The sequence below is a fragment of the Marinomonas sp. G8-14 genome (genome assembly GCF_055808935.1).
Map to the genome: position 1 here is coordinate 3,359,245 of NZ_CM147891.1, position 20,768 is coordinate 3,380,012.

Sequence of the window (20,768 nt, forward strand, 5' to 3'; positions counted from 1 at the left end):
GCTGTCGCTGGGTTTCTCCCCCTTTCTTACACATCTGACGAGCATTTCATTTGCCTGAATTAAGATGAGCAATAAAACAAAACCTAATAACAGCTTATTGAATGATGCCGGCACTCGTGCCCTCATTTTTCAACTATTGCTTTTGAGCGTTGTGGTTTTTGTTGGTTATTTTCTTTTTACTAACCTGCAAAACAACCTAGATAATCGAGGAATTTCCACTGGTTTCGCCTTTTTTAATGAACCAGCTGGCTTTCCAATTCTCATTCACCTAATTGAGTACACAGACTCTGGTACTTACGGACGAGCTTTTGCCGTCGCATTAATCAACACGTTTGTTATTTCTTTACTTGGTATCGCACTAGCAACCGTCATTGGTGTTGTGATTGGCCTTGCTCGTCTCTCCAATAACTGGTTAGTGGCAAGATTGGCGACTGTTTATGTAGAAACATTACGTAACCTGCCATTGCTACTACAAATGTTCTTCTGGTATTTTGCCGTTTTAGCGGCTTTACCCGCACCAGCAAACAGCTATGAGTTCGCGGACTTTCTACTTAATAAGCGTGGTATTTACTCACCCAACCCCATTTTCCAAGACGGTTTTGGTGTGGTTATTGCTGGCTTTATCCTGTCTATTGTGGCGGCAATCGCTTTGGTTATCTGGGCAAAAAAACGCCAAACCAAAACAGGCTTGTGGTTTCCAGCCTACTGGTCATCATTAGGCTTGATTGTCGGTATTACTTTCTTGGCTTTGGCCATTTCCGGTTTCCCGATTGAGTTCGATGTTCCAGAAAAGAGCCGTTTCAACATCACAGGCGGCATGGTACTTCCACCTGAGTTTGTGGCAGTGCTTATCGCTTTATCCACCTACACAGGTGCGTTTATCGCTGAAATCGTTCGTGCAGGTATCTTGTCGGTTAACTGGGGACAGACAGAGGCCGCGCGTTCACTTGGTCTTCGCGATAGCCTTACTCAACGTTTGATTGTATTACCACAAGCGCTACGAGTTATTATTCCACCACTCACCAGCCAATATCTAAACTTAGCGAAGAACTCTTCCCTAGGGGCAGCTATCGCTTATCCTGAATTGGTGTCCGTGGTTATGGGTACAACGCTAAACCAAACAGGTCAGGCGATTGAAACCATTGGTTTGTGTATGTTGGTTTACGGTTCATTGAGTTTAACGATTTCAATGTTCATGAACTGGTATAACAAAAAAATGTCATTAATTGAGCGCTAGGAGGCAGATCATGGCTATTGAATTTAAACCATCACCCAGCCTGCCACCACCAGTTAACTCGGTGGGAGCCTTGGCATGGCTACGTCAGAACCTATTGTCGTCGCCGCTTAACGTTTTGCTGACGTTATTCAGTCTCTATGTGTTGTATTTACTCGTGCCACCAATTATCGAGTGGGGCGTGATTAATGCGACTTTTTCAGGTGACTCTAAAGCCGCGTGTACGGGTGGTGGAGCCTGCTGGGCTTTCATCGGTGTGTATTTTGAACAGTTTATGTATGGTTTATACCCATCAGAAGAAACATGGCGCATCAATTTATCCTTGATCCTTCTTGTTTTATTGGTGGGGGCCTTTGCCATCAAAACCATCAATAAGCTGTACCTTTCTCTGGCGATTATTCTGGTTTACCCTGTCGTGGCTTACTTTCTGTTCGCTGGCGGTGTATTCGGTTTAACCGTGGTAGAAACGTCTCTTTGGGGTGGATTGTTTTTAACGACATTACTGGGTGTAGTGGGCATTGTTGCCTCCTTCCCTCTTGGTGTATTACTTGCCCTTGGTCGTCGTTCAGACATGCCAGTGGCAAAGTCTGTCTGTGTGGTTTTTATTGAAACCATTCGTGCGGTACCGCTCATTACGATTCTTTTCATGGCCTCGGTCATGATTCCGCTGTTCTTACCAGACGGTATGAATTTCAATAAGTTAATGCGTGTTTTAATCGGTATTACTCTATTTTCTGCCGCTTACATGGCGGAAGTTATTCGTGGTGGCTTACAAGCTATTCCGAAAGGGCAATACGAAGCAGCCGATGCGATGGGATTAACCTATTGGCAATCAATGATTCTGGTGATATTGCCACAGGCACTAAAACTCGTCATTCCAGGTATCGTCAATACCTTTATCGGTTTATTTAAAGATACGACCCTAGTGTATATCGTCGGTATGTTTGATTTATTAGGACGTATCCAAGCCGCCAACCATGATGCCAACTGGTTAGGAACCACGGTTGAAGGCTACGCCTTCGCTGGTTTTGTTTATTGGATTATCTGCTTTGGAATGTCACGTTACAGTATGGCAATCGAACGCAAGTTAGAAACCGGACACAAGCGGAATTAGTTAAGAATTTGAGGCCTTTACAATGACAGATAGAAACATGGCACTCGCCCAACTTGAGCCGGGCGAAGAAGCAATCATCGAGTTTATCGATGTGAATAAATGGTACGGTGATTTCCACGTACTAAAAAACATCAACTTTAGTATTAAGAAAGGGGAACGCATCGTTGTGTGTGGTCCTTCTGGTTCGGGCAAGTCGACCATGACACGTTGCATCAACCGTCTAGAAGAACACCAAAAAGGGATTATCTCTGTCGATGGCGTTGAAATGAACGACAACCTAAAAAACATCGAAGCCATTCGCAAAGATGTGGGTATGGTTTTCCAACACTTTAACTTGTTTCCACACTTATCCATTTTGGAAAACCTGACCCTAGCGCCGATTTGGGTTCGTAAAACCCCCAAAAAGGAAGCGGAAGAAATGGCAATGCATTACTTGGAGCGAGTGAAAATCGCCAACCAAGCATTGAAATATCCAGGCCAACTATCTGGTGGACAACAGCAGCGTGTCGCGATTGCTCGCGGTCTTTGTATGCAACCTCGCATTATGTTGTTTGATGAGCCAACGTCTGCCCTTGACCCTGAAATGATCAAGGAAGTATTAGACGTTATGATTCAGTTAGCCGAAGAAGGCATGACCATGGTGTGTGTAACACACGAAATGGGCTTTGCTAAAACCGTTGCTGACCGAGTGGTCTTTATGGATGCCGGAGAAATTGTCGAAGCGAACAAGCCTCAAGAGTTCTTTGATAACCCTCAACACGATCGTACGCAAATGTTCTTAAGTCAAATTTTGAACCACTAGACAGAACGAAAGCGTTAAAATCTGTTATATTGACAAAAGCCCCATAAGGGGCTTTTTTATGCCAGTCATCTAACAGAGAAAATGTATGGAATCATCACCAGATCGTCAGACAAGCCAAAAGCTACGTGTTGTACATTTAGCGGATCATACTGGCCGTCTGCAAGTCATTTTCCCTGAAAGTCATATGTTGGATATCTCTGCCATATCTCGACTTACGAAACGCCGCTTTGAGCCAGTCACCAGTGCCCATAAATCAGGTGATCCTTTAATTAAGCCAAATACAGTAGCAACCATTTTAGATGCCAGCCTATTAAAAGAAGCCAGCGTTTCGATTCGAACCAAAGCAGATGAGCAGTATAGAGACATCAACACATCAGAATTAACAAACATGTTTTCTGGGCCATTGAATCGTTTTGAGAACATATCCATTCACAATGAACTCATCAAGCGACCCGTAGAAAATCACGAAAACGACGAAGAACAAATACTTCAAGCACTTGGACGTTTTCAATCTATTCGGCTCAAACAACGTTTAGAAGAAACCCTCGAAATTCCTCCATTACCGGCGTCCTCTCACCGAATTATTCGTCTTTCAACGGACAAAACAGCTGGAACCGATGAATTATGTGAGGTCATTGCATTAGACCCAAGTTTGGCAGCTCAAGTGATTAGTTGGGCCTCATCGCCCTACTATGGCGCTCCTGGTAACATTGAATCGGTCGAAGACGCGGTTATTCGTGTCTTAGGCTTTGATATGGTAATGAACCTAGCTCTGGGACTGTCTATGGGAAATGGTTTCCACCTACCAGAGGATGGCCCGCGTCACTATGAAGATTTTTGGCTAGGCTCGGTGTCTAATGCGGTTTTAATGGAATCGTTGGTAAAGGCCATGCCTGCGCAGAATCGCCCTAAACTAGGCCATGCCTACCTTGCTGGTTTGCTCCATAACTTTGGTTATTTAGCCATCAGCACGATTTTACCACCACATTTCTCTATTTTATCACGCTATCAAGAAGCGAATGCACACCTTCCTTCAGAACTCATTGAAATGCAAATACTGCACTTTACCAAAGAGCAACTTGGATCTTGGTTGCTACGCTACTGGAGTCTACCGGACAACATTTGGACAGCGATTCGTTACAGTAAAAAGCCACATTATTATGGCGAGCACGCATTGTTGGCCAAATTACTTTATATTGCCTATCAGTTACGTAATGAAGAAGACGTCGAGCCTTCTGTGTTAGTCGAGGTGGGACTAACACTGGAAGAGGCACTGACATGTCGAGACAAGATTTATCAATCTTCTACCGAATTACATAAAATGGTCGCCCTGATCAATAAAATGAACGCTTAGCTTGTTATGACTATCATGAACCCATTAGCCGCCCAACAATTTAACTATCGTTGGTGTCCGATTCATCGGGTAAATAAAACTAAGGTTCCCAAAGCGATCTGGCCATGGTTAATGACTAAAGCGTCGTTAACCGCGGCCCTACAATGCCTTGGCAAGCTGGATGTCGAGGTTATTGAAGAAGTTTGGGGCACACCTACCGCTCGAGAAAAAAAGCGCTTAAAGTTACGTCCCAGAGAAGCCGCTCGAATCCGTACGGTTTTATTGAAAGTAGATAACAAAGCCGTGATCTATGCTCGCTCTATTATTCCGGCTCGGTCTTTACAAGGCCACTGGCGACAGGTAAAACAGTTAAAAAATAAACCCTTAGGTGGTTATTTGTTTCAACACAGATCGCTCATTCGCAGTAACATAGAAATCACTCAGCTGCCAAAACGTATGTTTCCCGATCAGCAGAATGCCTTGTGGGCAAGACGTTCCGTATTCCATCAATATGGCCCTGGAATATTAGTCAATGAAGCTTTTTTTGATGAAATTAACCAGCTAACACCACCGTTTGGATTGTTATGAGCAAACTTAAAGACTACGCAGACTTAACTCGATTTAACCGCCCTATAGGCTCTTTGCTGCTGCTTTGGCCAACACTGTGGGCGTTATGGCTGGCGGCCGATGGCTTACCACAATGGCATTTAATCCTCATTTTCGTGCTGGGCGTTTTTAGCATGCGCTCTGCGGGATGTGTCATTAATGACTACGCAGATAGAAAAGTTGACGGTCATGTGGAGCGCACCAAACATCGCCCATTACCATCGGGTCGAGTATCAGAAAAAGAGGCACTTACCTTATTTACTGCTCTCTGTGTTTTAAGCTTTGTTTTAGTACTGTTTACTGACATGCGAACGATTCTGCTGTCATTTGTGGGGCTGGGGCTTGCTGCACTGTATCCCTTTATGAAACGATATACTCATCTGCCTCAGCTTTTTTTAGGACTGGCCTTTTCTTGGGCCATTCCTATGGCTTACAGTGCACAGGGCGGCGACCTCACCGATCCGCAATTATGGATGCTGTTTGTGGCGAATTGCTTTTGGACTATTGCTTACGATACCTATTATGCAATGACGGATCGTCCCGATGACGTAAAAATTGGCGTAAAATCAACGGCCATTTTATTTGGTCAATACGATTTATTTGTCATTATTTGCCTGCAAGGACTAACTTTGTCCTTACTGACATGGATTGGCTTATTAGCAAAATTACAGTGGCCATACTTTGTATCGCTCGTCATCAGTATCGGCCTATTTTATCAACAATGGAGGCAAGCAAAAGACCGTGATCGCCAAGCGTGTTTTCGCTCCTTTTTAGACAATAACCGTGTTGGTTACTGCCTCTTTATCGGTCTTGTGACAAGCTATTTTCTGTAATATATGGCAAAGTTGTGACAGTGTCATTGAATTGTCACATTTGCTCGCTTTAATGAAACCGTTCCTGAGATGAGGATAAATCCTGTGACCGGTAAAAAAGTATTAATAATTGACGACGAATCTTCCATACGTGAAATGATTGCCATTGCCCTTGAAATGGCAGGCTATGAGTATCTGGAAGCCGAAAATATTCAACAAGCGCATGAGATCATTGTGGATCACCGTCCAGACCTCATTTTGGTCGATTGGATGATGCCTGGCGGAAGTGGTATAGAGCTAACCCGCCGACTAAAAAAAGACACCACAACGGCTGAAATACCGGTCATTATGCTGACTGCCAAAAGCGAAGAAGATAACAAAATTCAAGGTTTAGAAGTGGGGGCTGATGACTACATCACCAAACCCTTCTCTCCTAGAGAATTGGTCGCACGACTAAAAGCCGTACTGCGCCGCGCTACCCCTCAAGGCGTTGATGAGCCAATCGAGATAGAAGGCTTAATGCTTGATCCTATTAGCCAACGCGTTACCATAGGCACTCGTCCTTTGGATATGGGACCAACAGAATATCGTCTACTCAAATTTCTCATGACTCATCAAGAACGAGCGTATTCAAGAGCCTCAGCTGTTGGATCAGGTATGGGGTGGAAATGTCTACGTTGAAGAACGTACCGTTGATGTTCATATCCGTCGCTTACGCAAAGCCATTGGTAGCACTCATGATTTCTTGATACAAACAGTCCGGGGAACTGGCTACCGCTTCTCAGCAAAAAGGTCTTTATGAAAACAATTTGGCGAAACACCATTATCGCGTGGCTTGCTGGTTTAACCGCCAGCATTATCATTGGCCTAATTCTTGGGCACTTGTTGGGTGTTTTGCTTTTGTATGTATTAGGCTCTTTATACTGGCAGCTGTATCAGCTGTATCAGTTCCATGATTGGTTGCGCCATTCTGGCCGAGCAGCACCACCCGAAGCCAGTGGTATCTGGGGCGAAGTCTTTGACGCTGTCTATCGTCTGCAAAAAAAACAGCGTAAATCCAAACGCCGGATGCGCCAAGCCCTAACACGAATCGAAAGCTCCACGACCGCTTTAAAAGAAGGCGTTATCATGGCAGATAACCAAGGTAACTTAGAGTGGTGGAATAACTCTGCGGCGCATTTTTTTGGTTTACAGCGCCCAACAGATCGCGGTCAAGCAATCACCAATATTGTACGTAATCCAGATTTTTTTCGTTACTTTAGTCAAAAACGCTTTGGTGAACCGCTAGTCATAAAGTCTCCCGCCAAAGAAGGCATGTACCTAGAAATCCAGACTACATTGTACGACAAAAACGATCACCTCATTTTTGTCCGCGATGTCACTCGACTGCACTTACTAGAACAAATGCGCAAAGACTTTGTCGCCAACGCCTCCCATGAGTTAAAAACACCGCTCACCGTGATAAAAGGGTATTTAGAAACGTTAGAAATGTTCAAAGACAGTCTGCCGAAAAGTATGCAAAAAGGCATTGTTAACATGTCTGAACAATCTGAGCGCATGGAACAACTGATTGAAGATTTGCTATTGCTATCTCGTTTAGAAAGTAACGACAAACGCGAGGAAAATCAGTGGCATAAGGTGTGTGATTTAGTTAAGGCTATTCAAAAGACGGTTACGCCTATTTTGACCGATAAACACACAGTGTCTCTGACAATCCCAGAAGATGCCCGCTTATATGGTTCTTATAAAGAACTCTACAGTGCTTTTTCGAACCTCATTGTTAACGCCATTAAGTATTCGCCAGACGGTGGTGAGATTGCCATAAAATGGGAATCCAGTGAGTTTAACGGCGTTTTTTCCGTCAAAGACAGTGGCCTAGGTATAGAACCAAGATACATTCCAAGACTCACGGAGCGCTTTTTCCGGGTAGACAAAGGGAGAGGGTCAAAAACTGGTGGAACAGGTCTTGGCTTAGCCATCGTAAAACACGTGTTATTACACCACGACGCCAAACTGCAGATTCACAGTCAGCCAGGCTTCGGCAGCACGTTTTCTTGTCACTTCCCAGCGAATCGTACCCGAAACGATACGATTCCTGCGCTGCCTCTTCCTACGGATGAAAGCACAAATACATCCAATACATTGGGCATTGAAAAATAAAAACGTTGTCAGCATAAAGGCCGACCTACAGGGGATTAGTTATTTGTAGGTCGTGATTTTATACAAACAAACGACAAATCATAAGCTATCAAACAGCTGAGCAATAAAAGCCTCTTTGTCGCTGTCTTGATCGATCAAACTCAACACCACAGTTAAAAACGTCGAATCATGTTTCTTCTCCGTCGTGGCGACCGATTGAACATAGTAGTTTAGACGATTTACCTTGCCATTGAATTCCAAATCCAAAACGGCTTGTCCCAGCACTTGCGGCACAACATCATCGCTCTTAATGAACATAGTGGCTTCTGTTTTGCTAAAATGCACAATCATGCAGCGAAACTGTTTGCCTTCAAAGCGGACCAAGGTTGGGATTTTAACATCTTTAACCGATACCGCTGGCGCGTCGGGATGAGTAAACTTAGTCGCTTGAACAGGAGCTGCGGTTTTTCCAGCCCCCATTAATACATCCAACGAAGCAGAACTGACACCGCCCGGTGAAGATTCACGAGGCTTTTGTGACGATAATTTGCGCTCAATTCCGTGTTTTTTCGCGGCCGAAATAACCTTATTAATCAATTGCTCACTGGAAAACGGCTTGCCAAGATAATCCGTCACACCAGATTGAACGGCTTCCACCACATGGCTTTTATCGCCTCGGCTGGTAATCATCACAAAAGGCACATCTTCTTTTTTGTACTTGGGTTGCTCTCGACACCATTTAAGCAGCTCCACTCCAGTCATTTCGGGCATTTCCCAGTCACACAACACCATATCGAACTGAACCTTAGACAATAATTGTTGTGCCTTGCGACCATTTACCGCCTCTTCAATTTCCACCGCCGGAAACTGCTTACGCAAGGTTCGTCGGATCAAGTCACGTGTAAAAGAAGCATCATCTACTACCAAAATTTTTAACGACATCACAAAGTTCCATTAGTACGATCTAACAAGGCAGAAAAATCCCCATGCTCTGATCTAAAAACCGAAATCCACAATAGTGTAGCTGCAACAACAGCAATCGGCATAACGAATAGATTAAAGAAAGGAATCGTCAAACTGACCATCACTATCCCGCCAAATGTCCAACATAACAAAGGTTTGGAACGTAACGCCATTCTCATGTCATGAAATTTCACTTTATTATTATCAAACGCGTAATCCATATACTGCAGCGATAACATCCAAGCGGAAAAAAGCAACAACAATACAGGGGAAATAACATTAACTAGAGGAATAAAAGATAATAATAGCAACAAAATAAAGCGCGGCAGAAAATACAGAATTTTCTGACATTCTCGCTGCAAACTGCGACCAATAATTGCCATGATAACGCCCGCTGTCAACGTTTCGTCAAAGACTCTTCCGGTTTCTTTTTCTTCAACCTTTTCAGCCAAAAACGCCATAAATGGTGCCGCTAGAATATTGACCCCTACCGAAAAACTGTAAAACAACAGCACGGTAATAATGGCGCCAAAAATAATATAAAACAGCCAATTTAAAAATGACACCCACTCAGGCACGTATCCCATAGCGTAACTTAATAGGTCTTGAAAATAACCAAATGCCACCATATAAATCAGCGCCATTAAGAAAAAATTGGCCAATAAAGGGGCTAAAATAAACAACCTTAAATCTTTCGACAAAACTAAGGGAAATGCTCTTAAAAAAGCCCCCGCAGCTTTAAACGGGTGTGTAATCACGATGCCAAGTCACTCCTAAAGTTAGACCTTTTTTAAATGTATCCAATAGAGACACAGAATACCATGAGGACTTTCATGGCTCCACAAAGCCTTTCAAATTGATGATTCTTAAATAGATTCTTCAATGCCTTCAAGCCTCCTTTAACATTTCCATCACTCTTTAATAAAGCTGACATTTATTAGACGCATAACCTGATACGCAATTTCGATTGTGACCTTTTGTAAATTGGTGAACTATGAAAGTGTAAGACGAATACGAGCCAGTGCAGGTATCGCGTCTGACTATAAAAACAGCACATACATAAAAACTAACTAACAAGGGACATTATCAAAATGAAAAAGACATTACTCGCCAGTGCCATCATGGCTACTTCTTTCTTCGCTCTGCAAGCTCAGGCTGCAGACGTGCCGGCTGGCGTAGAATTAGCAGCCAAACAAGAACTCGTTCGTGGTGGTGGTTCAGAACCTGCGACCATGGACCCTCAAAAAATGGAAGGAACGCCTGCGTCTATTCGGGCCAAAGATTTATTTGAAGGCCTGTACAATCAAGACGGCGACGGCAACCAGGTCCCAGGCGTCGCGACAAGCTATGATGTTAATGACGATAATACACAATATACTTTTCACCTACGCAAAGACGCTAAATGGTCTAATGGCGACCCAGTTACCGCTGAAGATTTTGTTTACGCTTTCACACGTGCTGTAGACCCTAAATTGGCCTCTCCATACGCATGGTTCATGGAAATTCCAGCCATCACAAACGCGACTAAAATCATTGCTGGCGAAGCAGATCCTTCTACTTTGGGCGTAAAAGCTCTAGATGCCCACACATTCCAAGTCACGCTTGAGCGTCCTGTCCCTTACTTTGTAAAAATGACCTCTCACCAAACTATGTTCCCTGTGCCTAAAAAAGTGGTCGAGAAATGGGGTGATGATTGGACTAAACCAGAACACATGGTATCCAACGGCGCGTACAAAATGGACGAGTGGATTGTTAATGAAAAGATGGTTTTTTCCCGTAATAGCCATTATTGGAATGACGCCAAAACCATTATCAACAAGGTAACCTACTTGCCTATTGAATCCCCTAATGCCGAACTAAAACGCTTCCAAGCGGGTCAAATGGATTTGAGCTATGAGCTACCCAATGACCACTACAAACAGCTAATGCGTGACATTCCTGATGAGGTTGTGGTGACACCAAAACTGGGTACGTATTATTATCAATACAATACAACCAAGGCTCCATACAACGATGTTCGAGTGCGCAAAGCCTTGTCTTACGCTATCGACCGTGACGTAATCACCAAATTTGTGACTGGCACAGGCGAACTTCCAGCTTATTCGTTTACCCCAGAAGTAGTAAACGACTTCTCACCAGCCACGCCAGAATACGCTACTTGGACACAAAAAGAACGTAATGAAAAAGCGAAGGCCCTGTTAGAAGAAGCGGGGTACACACAAAGTAACCCACTGTCTTTCAGCTTGCTGTACAACACTAACGAAAACCATAAAAAAATCGCCATTGCGATCGCGTCTATGTGGAACAAAACCTTGGGCGTCAACGTTACATTGGAAAACCAAGAATGGAAAACCTACCTAGAAACGAAAAAACATCAACAATTTGATATAGCACGTGCTGGCTGGATCGGTGACTACAACGAAGCCTCCACCATGCTAGACCTTCTGACCACTACCCATGGTAATAACGATGGTAAATACAGCAACGCCGAATACGACAAGCTTCTAACCGAAGCACGTACCATGCAGAACCCAGCTGAGAACTACAACAAAGCAGAAGAAATCGCCATTGAACAAGACATGGCCGTAGCGCCTATTTATCAGTACACCGAAAAGCGTTTGGTAAAAAGCTATTTAGGGGGTTATATGCCTAACCCAGAAGATAACGTCTATGCGCGTGATATGTACATCATCAAGCACTAATTTTGGTGTTGTTGTTCTATGTTGAAAATTCTCCTCAGCACTTCGGTGCTGAGGATCTCTTGAACTCCTGCAGGTTTTTTGTGTTGGCCGTCACCCAGTGCAACGAATCCGGTAATTTTTATGCTGACATTTATCTCAAAACGCATTTTAGAAGCCATTCCAACCTTATTGATTTTGATTACGGTTTCATTTTTCTTAATGCATTCCGCTCCAGGCAGCCCATTCTCCAGTGAACGCACGTTACCGCCAGAGGTATTGGCAAACATCAATGCGAAGTACCACTTAGATGAGCCAGTGATTAATCAATATTTTTACTATCTTGGCGGCTTACTTCAAGGCGATCTAGGACCCTCTTTTCGTTATAAAGACTTCACCATTAATGAACTCATCGCACAGAGTTTTCCCGTTTCGGCAGAAATCGGCATTTGGTCTTTTCTTGTTGCCCTCTTGATCGGAGTAGGTTGCGGAATTATCGCAGCACTGCGCCAGAACTCCTGGTTAGATTACAGTGTGATGGGCTTTGCTAACCTAGGTATCGTGTTGCCAAATTTTGTTCTGGCTCCTTTGTGTATCCTATTTTTCTCTATTTATAATCAATGGCTACCGCCTGGTGGCTGGAACGGCGGCGCTTGGCCTTATCTGGTGATGCCTGTTATTGCCATGTCCACCAGCTACATAGCTCAGATTGCTCGTATCACTCGCGGCAGCATGATTGAAACCATGCACTCTAACTTTATTCGCACGGCACGCGCGAAAGGCTTACCAAAGTATCGCATCATTTTTCAGCACGCATTGCGCCCTGCTATGTTGCCCGTTATTTCTTACCTTGTACTCGCATTCGTCGGCATAGTGACAGGTTCCGTCATCGTCGATGTGTATTTTGGTACCGGTGGTATTGGTCAGCACTTTATCAATGGTGCTTTAAATCGTGACTATTCCATGGTCATGGGCGTCACCATTTTGGTGGGTACATTAACGATTCTATTCAATGCCATCGTCGATATTTTGTACGCTGTTATTGATCCGAAAATCCGCTACTAAGGCCACGCAATTATGATTACTACAAAAGACAAAGTTCAGGCCGTCGAACAGTTCGCCGAAAAAGTGGTGGAAGTCGAAGGTCGTAGCTTATGGCAAGACGCTCGTCGTCGCTTTTTTCAAACCATGCCGCTGTTACCAGCTTAATTATTTTGACCATGATTGCTGCGATTGCCCTATTGGGTCCATTTTTCAGTCAATGGAATTACGATGATATCGACTGGGAAGCACTGTCTGATATTTCCACTCTAGGACGTCCTAATATTGAAAACGGTCATTACTTTGGTACCGACACGTTAGGCCGTGATATTTTTGTGCGTACTATGCAAGGTGGTCAAATCTCATTATTAGTCGGCATCATGGGCAGTGTGGTGGCTATCATCATAGGTACGCTTTATGGGGCAGCGTCAGGTTACCTTGGCGGACGCATTGATAGTGTGATGATGCGTTTCTTGGAAATCCTTAACTCTTTCCCTTTCATGTTCTTTGTGATCATTTTGATGACCCTATTTGGTCGTCATATCTTCTTGATCTTTGTCGCCATTGGCGCGATTTCTTGGCTCGACATGGCACGGATAGTTCGCGGCCAAACCTTGAGCCTAAAAAACAAAGAATACATAGAAGCCGCCTATGCTTGTGGCGTCTCGACACCCAAAATCATCTTGCGCCACATTGTGCCAAACGTACTCGGTATCGTTGTCGTTTACGCCACGTTATTGGTACCGAATATGATTTTGTTAGAGTCCTTTATCAGCTTCTTAGGGACTCGGCGTTCAAGAACCTATGACCAGCTGGGGCGCGCTGATTTCAGAAGGTGCTCAGAATATGGAAATTGCCATATGGCAATTGGCGTGGCCATTAGGTTTCTTAGTGGTAACACTGTTTTGTTTTAACTTCCTCGGCGATGGCTTACGCGATGCGCTTGATCCCAAAGACCGCTAAGGAGGCCTTATGAACGTATTAAGTAAAAAGAATTTATTAGAAGTCAATAATCTAAAAGTAAACTTCAGAACGCCTGATGGTTTTGTTACCGCGGTGAATAATTTGAATTTCACCTTGGCACAAGGCGAAACCCTCGGCATCGTTGGTGAATCAGGTTCAGGTAAAAGCCAAACCGCGTTTGCACTTATGGGCTTATTGGCTGGCAATGGCGTTATTGAAGGGGAAGCACGCTTTAACGAGCAAAACATTCTTACCCTGAATGAAAAAGCCATGAACCGCATTCGTTCCAAAGACATTGCGATGATTTTCCAAGATCCAATGACCTCATTGAATCCTTACATGAAAGTCGGCAAGCAGCTGATGGAAGTTTTGATGCTGCACAAAGGCATGAGCAAAGCCGAAGCGTTTGAAGCATCCGTGAAGATGCTCGACGCGGTAAAAATGCCCGAAGCGCGCAAACGCATGAACATGTACCCCCACGAATTCTCTGGTGGTATGAGACAGCGTGTGATGATCGCTATGGCATTATTGTGCCAACCTAAACTTCTGATCGCCGATGAACCAACCACGGCTCTAGACGTAACAGTACAAGCTCAGATCTTAACCTTGCTGAACGAGTTAAAAGACGACTTCAACACCTCTATCATCATGATTACTCATGATTTGGGTGTCGTAGCGGGTTTATGCGACAAAGTACTGGTGATGTACGCGGGTCAAACCATGGAATACGGTACGGCAGAAGATGTGTTTTATCGCCCTACGCATCCTTATACGCAAGGTTTGCTTAAAGCGATTCCACGTCTCGATAGTAATGACGAAAAGCTCTCCACCATTCCGGGTAATCCACCGAACTTGCTGCATATGCCGTCTGGCTGTCCATTCCAAGCACGCTGTGAATTTGCCAAAGAGCGCTGTGGAGAAAGCATGCCGCCGCTAAAAGAATTTGCATCGGGTCAGCTAAGAGCTTGTCATAAATCCGTTGATGGATGGGTCGCCTAATGAACACGTCAAACAATGTATTAATGGAAGTGAATAACTTAAAAGTTCATTTCAACATCAAATCAGACAATGCCTGGCCATGGGAAAAAGGCCAAGCACTAAAAGCCGTGGATGGCGTTAATTTGACCATTTACGCTGGCGAAACCTTAGGCGTCGTGGGTGAATCTGGTTGCGGTAAATCTACGCTTGCCCGCGCTTTGCTTCGTCTTGTACCCATTACCGAAGGTAATGTTGTGTGGCTTGGGCAAGATCTGACGGATTTAGACAAAAAACAAATGCGCAGCAAGCGCCAAGAGCTGCAAATGATCTTCCAAGATCCTTTGGCATCACTTGATCCTCGTATGACAGTGGGCGACATCATTGCCGAACCACTGAAAACTTTCCGCCCAGAACTATCAAAAGAAGCAATGAAAACGGAAGTCCGTAACATCATGGACCGAGTAGGTTTATTACCTAACGTGATTAACCGCTATCCACATGAGTTTTCTGGTGGTCAATGTCAGCGCATTGGCATTGCACGAGCACTGATTCTCAAACCAAAGTTGGTTGTTTGTGATGAGCCTGTATCCGCGTTGGACGTATCTATTCAAGCGCAAGTCGTGAACCTGCTAAAAGAACTACAAGCCGAAATGGGCTTGTCTTTGGTGTTTATCGCCCACGATTTAAGTGTGGTAAAACATATTTCAGATCGCGTTTTGGTGATGTATCTAGGCAATGCGGTGGAGTTAGCCAGCAAACGAGCGTTATACGAAAACCCCCAACACCCATACACCAAGGCTTTATTGTCTGCGGTGCCGGTGCCGGACCCTAAAGTAGAGCGAGGTAAAAAAATCCAGCTTTTGACTGGCGATTTACCATCCCCTATCAGCCCGCCATCTGGTTGCGTGTTTCGCACTCGTTGCCCTCATGCCAATGAGGTCTGTACACAACAAAAGCCCACTTTACAGGTATTATCCGAAGAGCATCAAGCAGCCTGTTCACGCCTAGAAGACATCGCCAACGCCTCGTAAGGCGATGCAAACAAGTCAAAAAAACAAAAAAGCCGTTTGGTCCATCCAAATGGCTTTTTTATTAATGAAATATCGTGTTATTTCTAGCAATCACCACACAAGACCGTTATTTTTGTCTATTATAAAACTCTTATATTATCGATAGATATCACTCTATTAAGTAACGGCGTCAAGGCTTTCATCTATGCGTTTATTCATTCCCTCTGTTTTTTTGTGCTTAATATTTATGTCTCTAGCAACTCACGCATCAGAAATACCAAATAACAAAACCATACTCACGGTCTCTGGGGCGATAAAAGCGGAACGGCAAGTAAAATTCGATATAACCATGCTGCAAACCTTGCCACAATATTCCATTACGACTCATAACCCGTGGGCAAAAGGTCTTCACACTTACCAAGGTTTTTCCGCCATAGATCTATTAAAACGCTTAGGAAGCCAAAGCACGCTCTTACAAGTAACCGCACTCAATGATTATATGACGGAAATCCCAGTCAGTGACTTTGCCGAAAATGGGGCTATTTTTGCGACACACCAAGATGGAAAACCCATGAGCGTCAGAAACCTTGGCCCCATCATGGTGATTTACCCCTTTGATGAACGCAAAGAATTAAAATCAGAATTGTTTTATGGCCGCTCTATCTGGCAAATACGTCACATCAAAGCAATGGCCATAACGGAGTAAAGATGTCGCGTTTCTTTAAGGGGAAAACTTGGCTGTCCAAGTTCAAAATATGGATGGTATATGGCTTTATTGCTTTCATTATCGCCATCACCATCGCTGTGTTTGCCATCATTACCTATACTAGCGACAGTTCAAAAAATAATGGTCGTCGCGTTTTCGAAAGCTCTTTATGGAATGCCTTACAATTGCAGATACAGTCATATCGATTTCTCAATTATTTGGAGGCATTAGAAGACAGCGATTACCCACTTAATGGTAACGCTTTTTTTGAATATGACTTGCTAATGAGTCGCGTCGATTTACTGAGAGAAGGGGAAGTCGGCTCTCTGATTCGTAATTTTGAAGGTGGTCGCACGACCAGATTACTGAACATCATTAACGGTGAATTGGAACTACTGAGTTTCAATCTCTCTAGAATAGAAGATGGTGATCACACCTATTTGCCAGATTTGATTGTTCGTATTCAAAACATCGAAGAACAAATTAACGAATTTGTCACTCTAGTGAACAAAGGCAGCAACGAATACATCAGTCAGCAACACCGTACCCTACAAAAAAACCTGAACGACATTCAGTTGCTTTCAATGGCATTGCTTGCCTGTCTTTTATGTCTGTGCTTTTTGACCATCAAAGGTTTGACTGAACTAAAAAATGTCTTGCGTCGCAACGACAACCTGCAATCCAGTATCCTCGCTGTTCATGAAGACAAATCAGACATGCTGTCGTTTATACATCAAGAAATACGCTCTCCGATTAATGCTATTTTAGGAGCGGCTAAAACACTCAAAAACACAACGTCTTATCACGATACAGAGGCACTTTCTCAACATATTGAAGAGTCTGGTCAACAGCTACTGCAAACCATCGAAATGTTTTCTGACCTTGCCTTAATTGACGCCAAGAAACTCTCGCTGACAATAACCACCGAAAGCTTAAGTAAAAATATTCATGACTATCTTGCTATTTTTGAGACGAAAATGTCACGAAAAAGCTTACAGGGTATTGCCTACATAGACCCCCTATTACCAACCAATATTCAAATGGATTTCTCTAGGGTCAAAGAAATCATAGTAGCATTACTTCAAAATGCCATCACTAATACGCCCTCAGGCAGTATTAGTTTACAAGTTCGCCCGTCCGCATTGAACGCCCCGAAAGGGCAACTGCCTGCGAAGGCAAAAGAAGCGAAAATGCTACAAATTGCCATCAGAGATACGGGGCTTGGTATGCCGAATCAACTGCAGCAAAACTTAAGGATAAACCCAGCATTGCCTATGCAACAAGAAGGTCCGCTGCCCAGTAAAGTTGGCTTAAGCCTCGCCTTGTGTCATAAACTGGTTTATCTCATGCAGGGTGAAATGCATTTCTCTTGCGCACCACAGAAGGGCTGTGAATTTTGGGTCGATCTGCCCTATTACGAGCCTAATGACAATGACCAAAATACTTCGACAATCTTCCAATGTCCCAATAAGACACAGGCCCTCATCATAGAAACAGACACACATCTGGCCAAAATCATTGGTTTACAACTTTCTACTTTTAATATAGAAGTGTCTTTTTCTAAGGACGGAAGCTTTCAAGAACATAAAAACTACGATCTCATCATGCTCGGCAACACGCCGCGCTTTGAACGAGATGGAAAAGACGCCATCTTACAATGGAAAGCAAAATCGTGCCCAATACTCAGCTATCACCCAAAAGTGCTTAATAACCCAGAATATTCCGTCATTCCCCTTTGTTTTCCATTGACACAAAATCAGTTGGAGACGCATATTTATAAGCTATTTTCCAACCACAAAGCGCCTATAAAGGTCGATAATCATGATTGATACCGCACATCTCGATACTCTTACCCAGTTACTAGGAAGGGACACGATTAATCAGATACGTTTAGAATATATTGAAGACAGCCATGACAAGTTGGCGCAATTGTTACAGGCTTGGAATACAAAAAACTATTCGGAGCTTAGGCAGATTAGTCATTCGCTAAAATCGGCGAGTTCAAATATGGCCATGTTAGTGTTCGCCAAGCAATGCCAACAAATAGAACAATCTGCCTTACAACACAATGAGCAAGGTCTGCAGGCTATTATCGACACGCTGCCAAGCTTGCACACCAGCTCATTACAAGCACTCAAACAGTATTTTTCAGACTTTGATTAAAACGACCAAGAAATGTCTGTCGAATCGACAAATGTACCAACAAAAGACTCTAAACCAGCTTGATCAACCTCGGAGAACCGTCCAACTTTTGGACTATCAATGTCGAATACCGCTATCAGTTTGCCATCAACGACGACAGGAATCACTAATTCAGACGCCGATGCGGCATCGCAAGCAATATGTCCATCAAAAGCATGAACGTCTTCGATTCGCTGCGTCTGCAATGTCATGGCCGCTTTACCACATACCCCACGACCGAATGGAATTCGCGTACAAGCCACCTTACCAACATAAGGTCCAAGCACCAACTCATTACCACGCACAAAATAAAACCCCGACCAATTAAGATCCGTAAGGGTTTGCATGACAAAAGCAGAAAATTGAGACGCATTGCAAATAAGATCACGTTCGCCACTTAGCAAGGCCGCTAACTGAGCATTAAGATCTTGATAACGTGCTTCAAGTGACGCGGTAGCATCCATTTCTATCGTAAACATAACACCTTACACCAAATAAAACGAAAGTCTTATGATAGCAAAGCCCGCTTAAGAGCCCACCAATAATCCTATTTTTTTATCGACATATTAGTGAATAAGAGGAAGGGAAGAAAACAGAAAAGCCTTCTCTTGGCTGGCGTTGACGCCCACCAAGAGAAGGAGGTAAGACTTATTTGGCTTTATAATCTGGCGTCAAGTCATTCACATTGACGTGACGAACGTCCACGCCTTTGATCATAAAGATCAAGTGTTGGCAAGTATGACGAGCATGATCACCGATACGCTCAAGCGAACGAAGTACCCAGATCACGTTAATCACTCGAGAAATACTACGAGGATCTTCCATCATATAGGTTACTAAGGAACGCATTGCTGTATTGTATTCTTGATCGACGTTACGATCTTGCTTCGCCACTTTAATCGCCATATCGATGTCTAAACGTGCATAAGCATCCAATGCGTCATGCACCATACGAGACACCATTTCGCCAATACGGTTAATCTCAACATAACCACGAGGAGACTCGCCTTCGTTGACCAGATTAAGCGTCAAATTCGCAATTTTCTTCGCTTCGTCACCAATGCGCTCTAATTCACTAACGGCTTTGCTGATAGATAAAATCATTCGCAAATCCGAAGCCGCTGGCTGACGCTTCGCCAAGATACGAGTACATTCTTCATCAATTAGGCCATCTAATTGGTTCACCGTCGCATCTTGGTTTTTGACATCTTCTGCCAAAGAACCATTGCTGTCTAACAAAGCCTGAACAGCGTCTTGTACCTGATTTTCCACCACGCCACCCATGGTTAAAAAGTGCTGGCGCAACGCTTCCAGTTCATTATTAAACTGCTGAGAAATATGATCCGTCGTTAATTCTTTCATAATGCGTCCTCCGCCTAGCCGTAGCGGCCTGTGATGTAGTCTTCTGTTTGTTGTTTTTCTGGGTTCGTAAACAAAGTATTGGTGTCACCAAACTCCACCAAATCCCCCAAATACATAAACGCGGTATAATCGGATACCCGCGCTGCTTGTTGCATGTTATGCGTCACAATAGCAATGGTGAACTCGTTCTTTAGTTCGTGAATCAGTTCTTCAATTTTTAACGTCGAAATAGGATCCAAGGCTGATGCAGGCTCATCCAACAACAGCACTTCTGGTTTCACCGCTACGGTACGGGCAATAACCAAACGCTGTTGCTGACCACCAGACATTCCCAATGCACTCTCGTGTAAACGGTCTTTCACCTCATCCCACAAAGCCGCGGAACGCAATGCCCACTCTACAGTTTCATCCAATAGGCGTTTTTTGTTAATGCCTTGAATACGCAGGCCATAAGCCACGTTTTCGTAAATGCTTTTTGGGAACGGGTTTGGTTTTTGAAACACCATACCAACACGACGACGTAATTCAGCGACATCAGTGCCTTTGGCATAAATATTTTCATTATGTAAATTGATTTCACCAGTGATTCGACAAGTGTCCACCAGATCATTCATACGATTGAAACAACGTAACAAGGTAGATTTACCACAACCTGATGGCCCGATAAACGCGGTTACTTTCTTTTCAGGGATGATCATGTTCACCCCTTTTAATGCTTCCTTCTCACCATAATAAAGGTGTAAATCGTTTACAGAAAGGCAAACGGTTTCATCTTCAATACGCAAAGCCTTTTGGCTACGCTGCATTGCCGAAATATCAATTGAGTGTGTTTTTGCTTCGCTCATA

19 protein-coding genes and 2 pseudogenes are annotated in these 20,768 nt (G+C 43.8%); 16 read left to right on the forward strand and 5 right to left on the reverse strand.

The genetic code is table 11. The features are described from left to right. Positions 1-64: 64 nt before the first annotated feature. From AC0L6V_RS17120 to phoR, 8 genes and pseudogenes are all read left to right on the forward strand, one after another. On the forward strand, positions 65-1,237 hold the full coding sequence (locus AC0L6V_RS17120; protein WP_265219584.1) for an amino acid ABC transporter permease: 1,173 nt from the start codon (positions 65-67) through the stop codon (positions 1,235-1,237). A 10-nt stretch (positions 1,238-1,247) separates the two neighbouring features. Next, positions 1,248-2,348, forward strand: coding sequence for an amino acid ABC transporter permease (locus AC0L6V_RS17125; protein WP_265219585.1), 1,101 nt, complete (start codon positions 1,248-1,250; stop codon positions 2,346-2,348). Positions 2,349-2,370: 22 nt separating this feature from the next. Continuing rightward, a complete protein-coding gene (locus tag AC0L6V_RS17130) occupies positions 2,371-3,150 on the forward strand; it encodes an amino acid ABC transporter ATP-binding protein (protein WP_321160345.1) in 780 nt (259 codons plus the stop codon). A gap of 85 nt (positions 3,151-3,235) precedes the next feature. After that, positions 3,236-4,504: an HDOD domain-containing protein gene (locus tag AC0L6V_RS17135; RefSeq protein ID WP_265219586.1), complete on the forward strand. Its 1,269-nt coding sequence runs from the start codon at positions 3,236-3,238 to the stop codon at positions 4,502-4,504. Between the two features lie 6 nt (positions 4,505-4,510). After that, positions 4,511-5,071 carry a chorismate--pyruvate lyase family protein gene (locus tag AC0L6V_RS17140; RefSeq protein WP_265219587.1) on the forward strand — a complete coding sequence of 187 codons (561 nt, stop codon included), beginning with the start codon at positions 4,511-4,513 and terminating at the stop codon, positions 5,069-5,071. After that, positions 5,068-5,922 carry a 4-hydroxybenzoate octaprenyltransferase gene (gene ubiA / locus AC0L6V_RS17145; protein ID WP_265219588.1) on the forward strand — a complete coding sequence of 285 codons (855 nt, stop codon included), beginning with the start codon at positions 5,068-5,070 and terminating at the stop codon, positions 5,920-5,922. The genes AC0L6V_RS17140 and ubiA overlap by 4 nt, the downstream gene beginning before the upstream one ends. An 84-nt stretch (positions 5,923-6,006) precedes the next feature. Then, a pseudogene (gene phoB / locus AC0L6V_RS17150) lies at positions 6,007-6,703 on the forward strand (phosphate regulon transcriptional regulator PhoB). Beyond that, on the forward strand, positions 6,700-8,061 hold the full coding sequence (phoR, locus tag AC0L6V_RS17155; protein ID WP_265219589.1) for a phosphate regulon sensor histidine kinase PhoR: 1,362 nt from the start codon (positions 6,700-6,702) through the stop codon (positions 8,059-8,061). Before phoB ends, phoR begins: the two are co-directional and overlap by 4 nt. A gap of 78 nt (positions 8,062-8,139) precedes the next feature. Here phoR and AC0L6V_RS17160 read toward each other — a convergent pair whose 3' ends face one another. Together AC0L6V_RS17160 and cysZ are read right to left on the reverse strand one after the other, a co-directional pair. Further along, complete coding sequence (locus AC0L6V_RS17160) at positions 8,140-8,982, reverse strand: response regulator (protein WP_265219590.1); 843 nt, start codon at positions 8,980-8,982, stop codon at positions 8,140-8,142. Then, positions 8,982-9,761 carry a sulfate transporter CysZ gene (gene cysZ, locus AC0L6V_RS17165; RefSeq protein WP_265219591.1) on the reverse strand — a complete coding sequence of 260 codons (780 nt, stop codon included), beginning with the start codon at positions 9,759-9,761 and terminating at the stop codon, positions 8,982-8,984. The genes AC0L6V_RS17160 and cysZ overlap by 1 nt, the downstream gene beginning before the upstream one ends. A gap of 333 nt (positions 9,762-10,094) precedes the next feature. Here cysZ and AC0L6V_RS17170 point away from each other — a divergent pair, with 333 nt between their 5' ends. From AC0L6V_RS17170 to AC0L6V_RS17205, 8 genes and pseudogenes are all read left to right on the forward strand, one after another. Further along, on the forward strand, positions 10,095-11,705 hold the full coding sequence (locus tag AC0L6V_RS17170) for a peptide ABC transporter substrate-binding protein (RefSeq protein WP_265219592.1): 1,611 nt from the start codon (positions 10,095-10,097) through the stop codon (positions 11,703-11,705). 120 nt (positions 11,706-11,825) lie between these two features. Further along, positions 11,826-12,746 carry an oligopeptide ABC transporter permease OppB gene (gene oppB, locus AC0L6V_RS17175; RefSeq protein ID WP_418138454.1) on the forward strand — a complete coding sequence of 307 codons (921 nt, stop codon included), beginning with the start codon at positions 11,826-11,828 and terminating at the stop codon, positions 12,744-12,746. A 12-nt stretch (positions 12,747-12,758) separates the two neighbouring features. Beyond that, a pseudogene (gene oppC / locus AC0L6V_RS17180) lies at positions 12,759-13,685 on the forward strand (oligopeptide ABC transporter permease OppC). 9 nt (positions 13,686-13,694) lie between these two features. Continuing rightward, a complete protein-coding gene (gene oppD, locus AC0L6V_RS17185; RefSeq protein ID WP_265219594.1) occupies positions 13,695-14,684 on the forward strand; it encodes an ABC transporter ATP-binding protein in 990 nt (329 codons plus the stop codon). Next, positions 14,684-15,694 carry a murein tripeptide/oligopeptide ABC transporter ATP binding protein OppF gene (gene oppF, locus AC0L6V_RS17190; protein WP_265219595.1) on the forward strand — a complete coding sequence of 337 codons (1,011 nt, stop codon included), beginning with the start codon at positions 14,684-14,686 and terminating at the stop codon, positions 15,692-15,694. Before oppD ends, oppF begins: the two co-directional genes overlap by 1 nt. Positions 15,695-15,878: 184 nt before the next feature. Beyond that, on the forward strand, positions 15,879-16,379 hold the full coding sequence (locus AC0L6V_RS17195) for a putative pterin-binding protein (RefSeq protein ID WP_265219596.1): 501 nt from the start codon (positions 15,879-15,881) through the stop codon (positions 16,377-16,379). A gap of 2 nt (positions 16,380-16,381) precedes the next feature. Then, on the forward strand, positions 16,382-18,208 hold the full coding sequence (locus tag AC0L6V_RS17200; protein WP_265219597.1) for a sensor histidine kinase: 1,827 nt from the start codon (positions 16,382-16,384) through the stop codon (positions 18,206-18,208). Next, positions 18,201-18,542 carry an Hpt domain-containing protein gene (locus tag AC0L6V_RS17205; RefSeq protein ID WP_265219598.1) on the forward strand — a complete coding sequence of 114 codons (342 nt, stop codon included), beginning with the start codon at positions 18,201-18,203 and terminating at the stop codon, positions 18,540-18,542. The genes AC0L6V_RS17200 and AC0L6V_RS17205 overlap by 8 nt, the downstream gene beginning before the upstream one ends. Here AC0L6V_RS17205 and AC0L6V_RS17210 read toward each other — a convergent pair. The 3 genes from AC0L6V_RS17210 to pstB form a co-directional block, all read right to left on the reverse strand. Continuing rightward, positions 18,539-19,039: a GAF domain-containing protein gene (locus AC0L6V_RS17210; RefSeq protein WP_265219599.1), complete on the reverse strand. Its 501-nt coding sequence runs from the start codon at positions 19,037-19,039 to the stop codon at positions 18,539-18,541. The genes AC0L6V_RS17205 and AC0L6V_RS17210 overlap by 4 nt on opposite strands. A gap of 169 nt (positions 19,040-19,208) precedes the next feature. Beyond that, positions 19,209-19,922 (reverse strand): phosphate signaling complex protein PhoU, encoded by a 714-nt coding sequence (phoU, locus tag AC0L6V_RS17215; protein ID WP_265219600.1) that lies wholly within the window; start codon positions 19,920-19,922, stop codon positions 19,209-19,211. Between the two features lie 14 nt (positions 19,923-19,936). Next, positions 19,937-20,767, reverse strand: coding sequence for a phosphate ABC transporter ATP-binding protein PstB (gene pstB / locus AC0L6V_RS17220; RefSeq protein WP_321160346.1), 831 nt, complete (start codon positions 20,765-20,767; stop codon positions 19,937-19,939). Position 20,768: the final 1 nt, after the last annotated feature.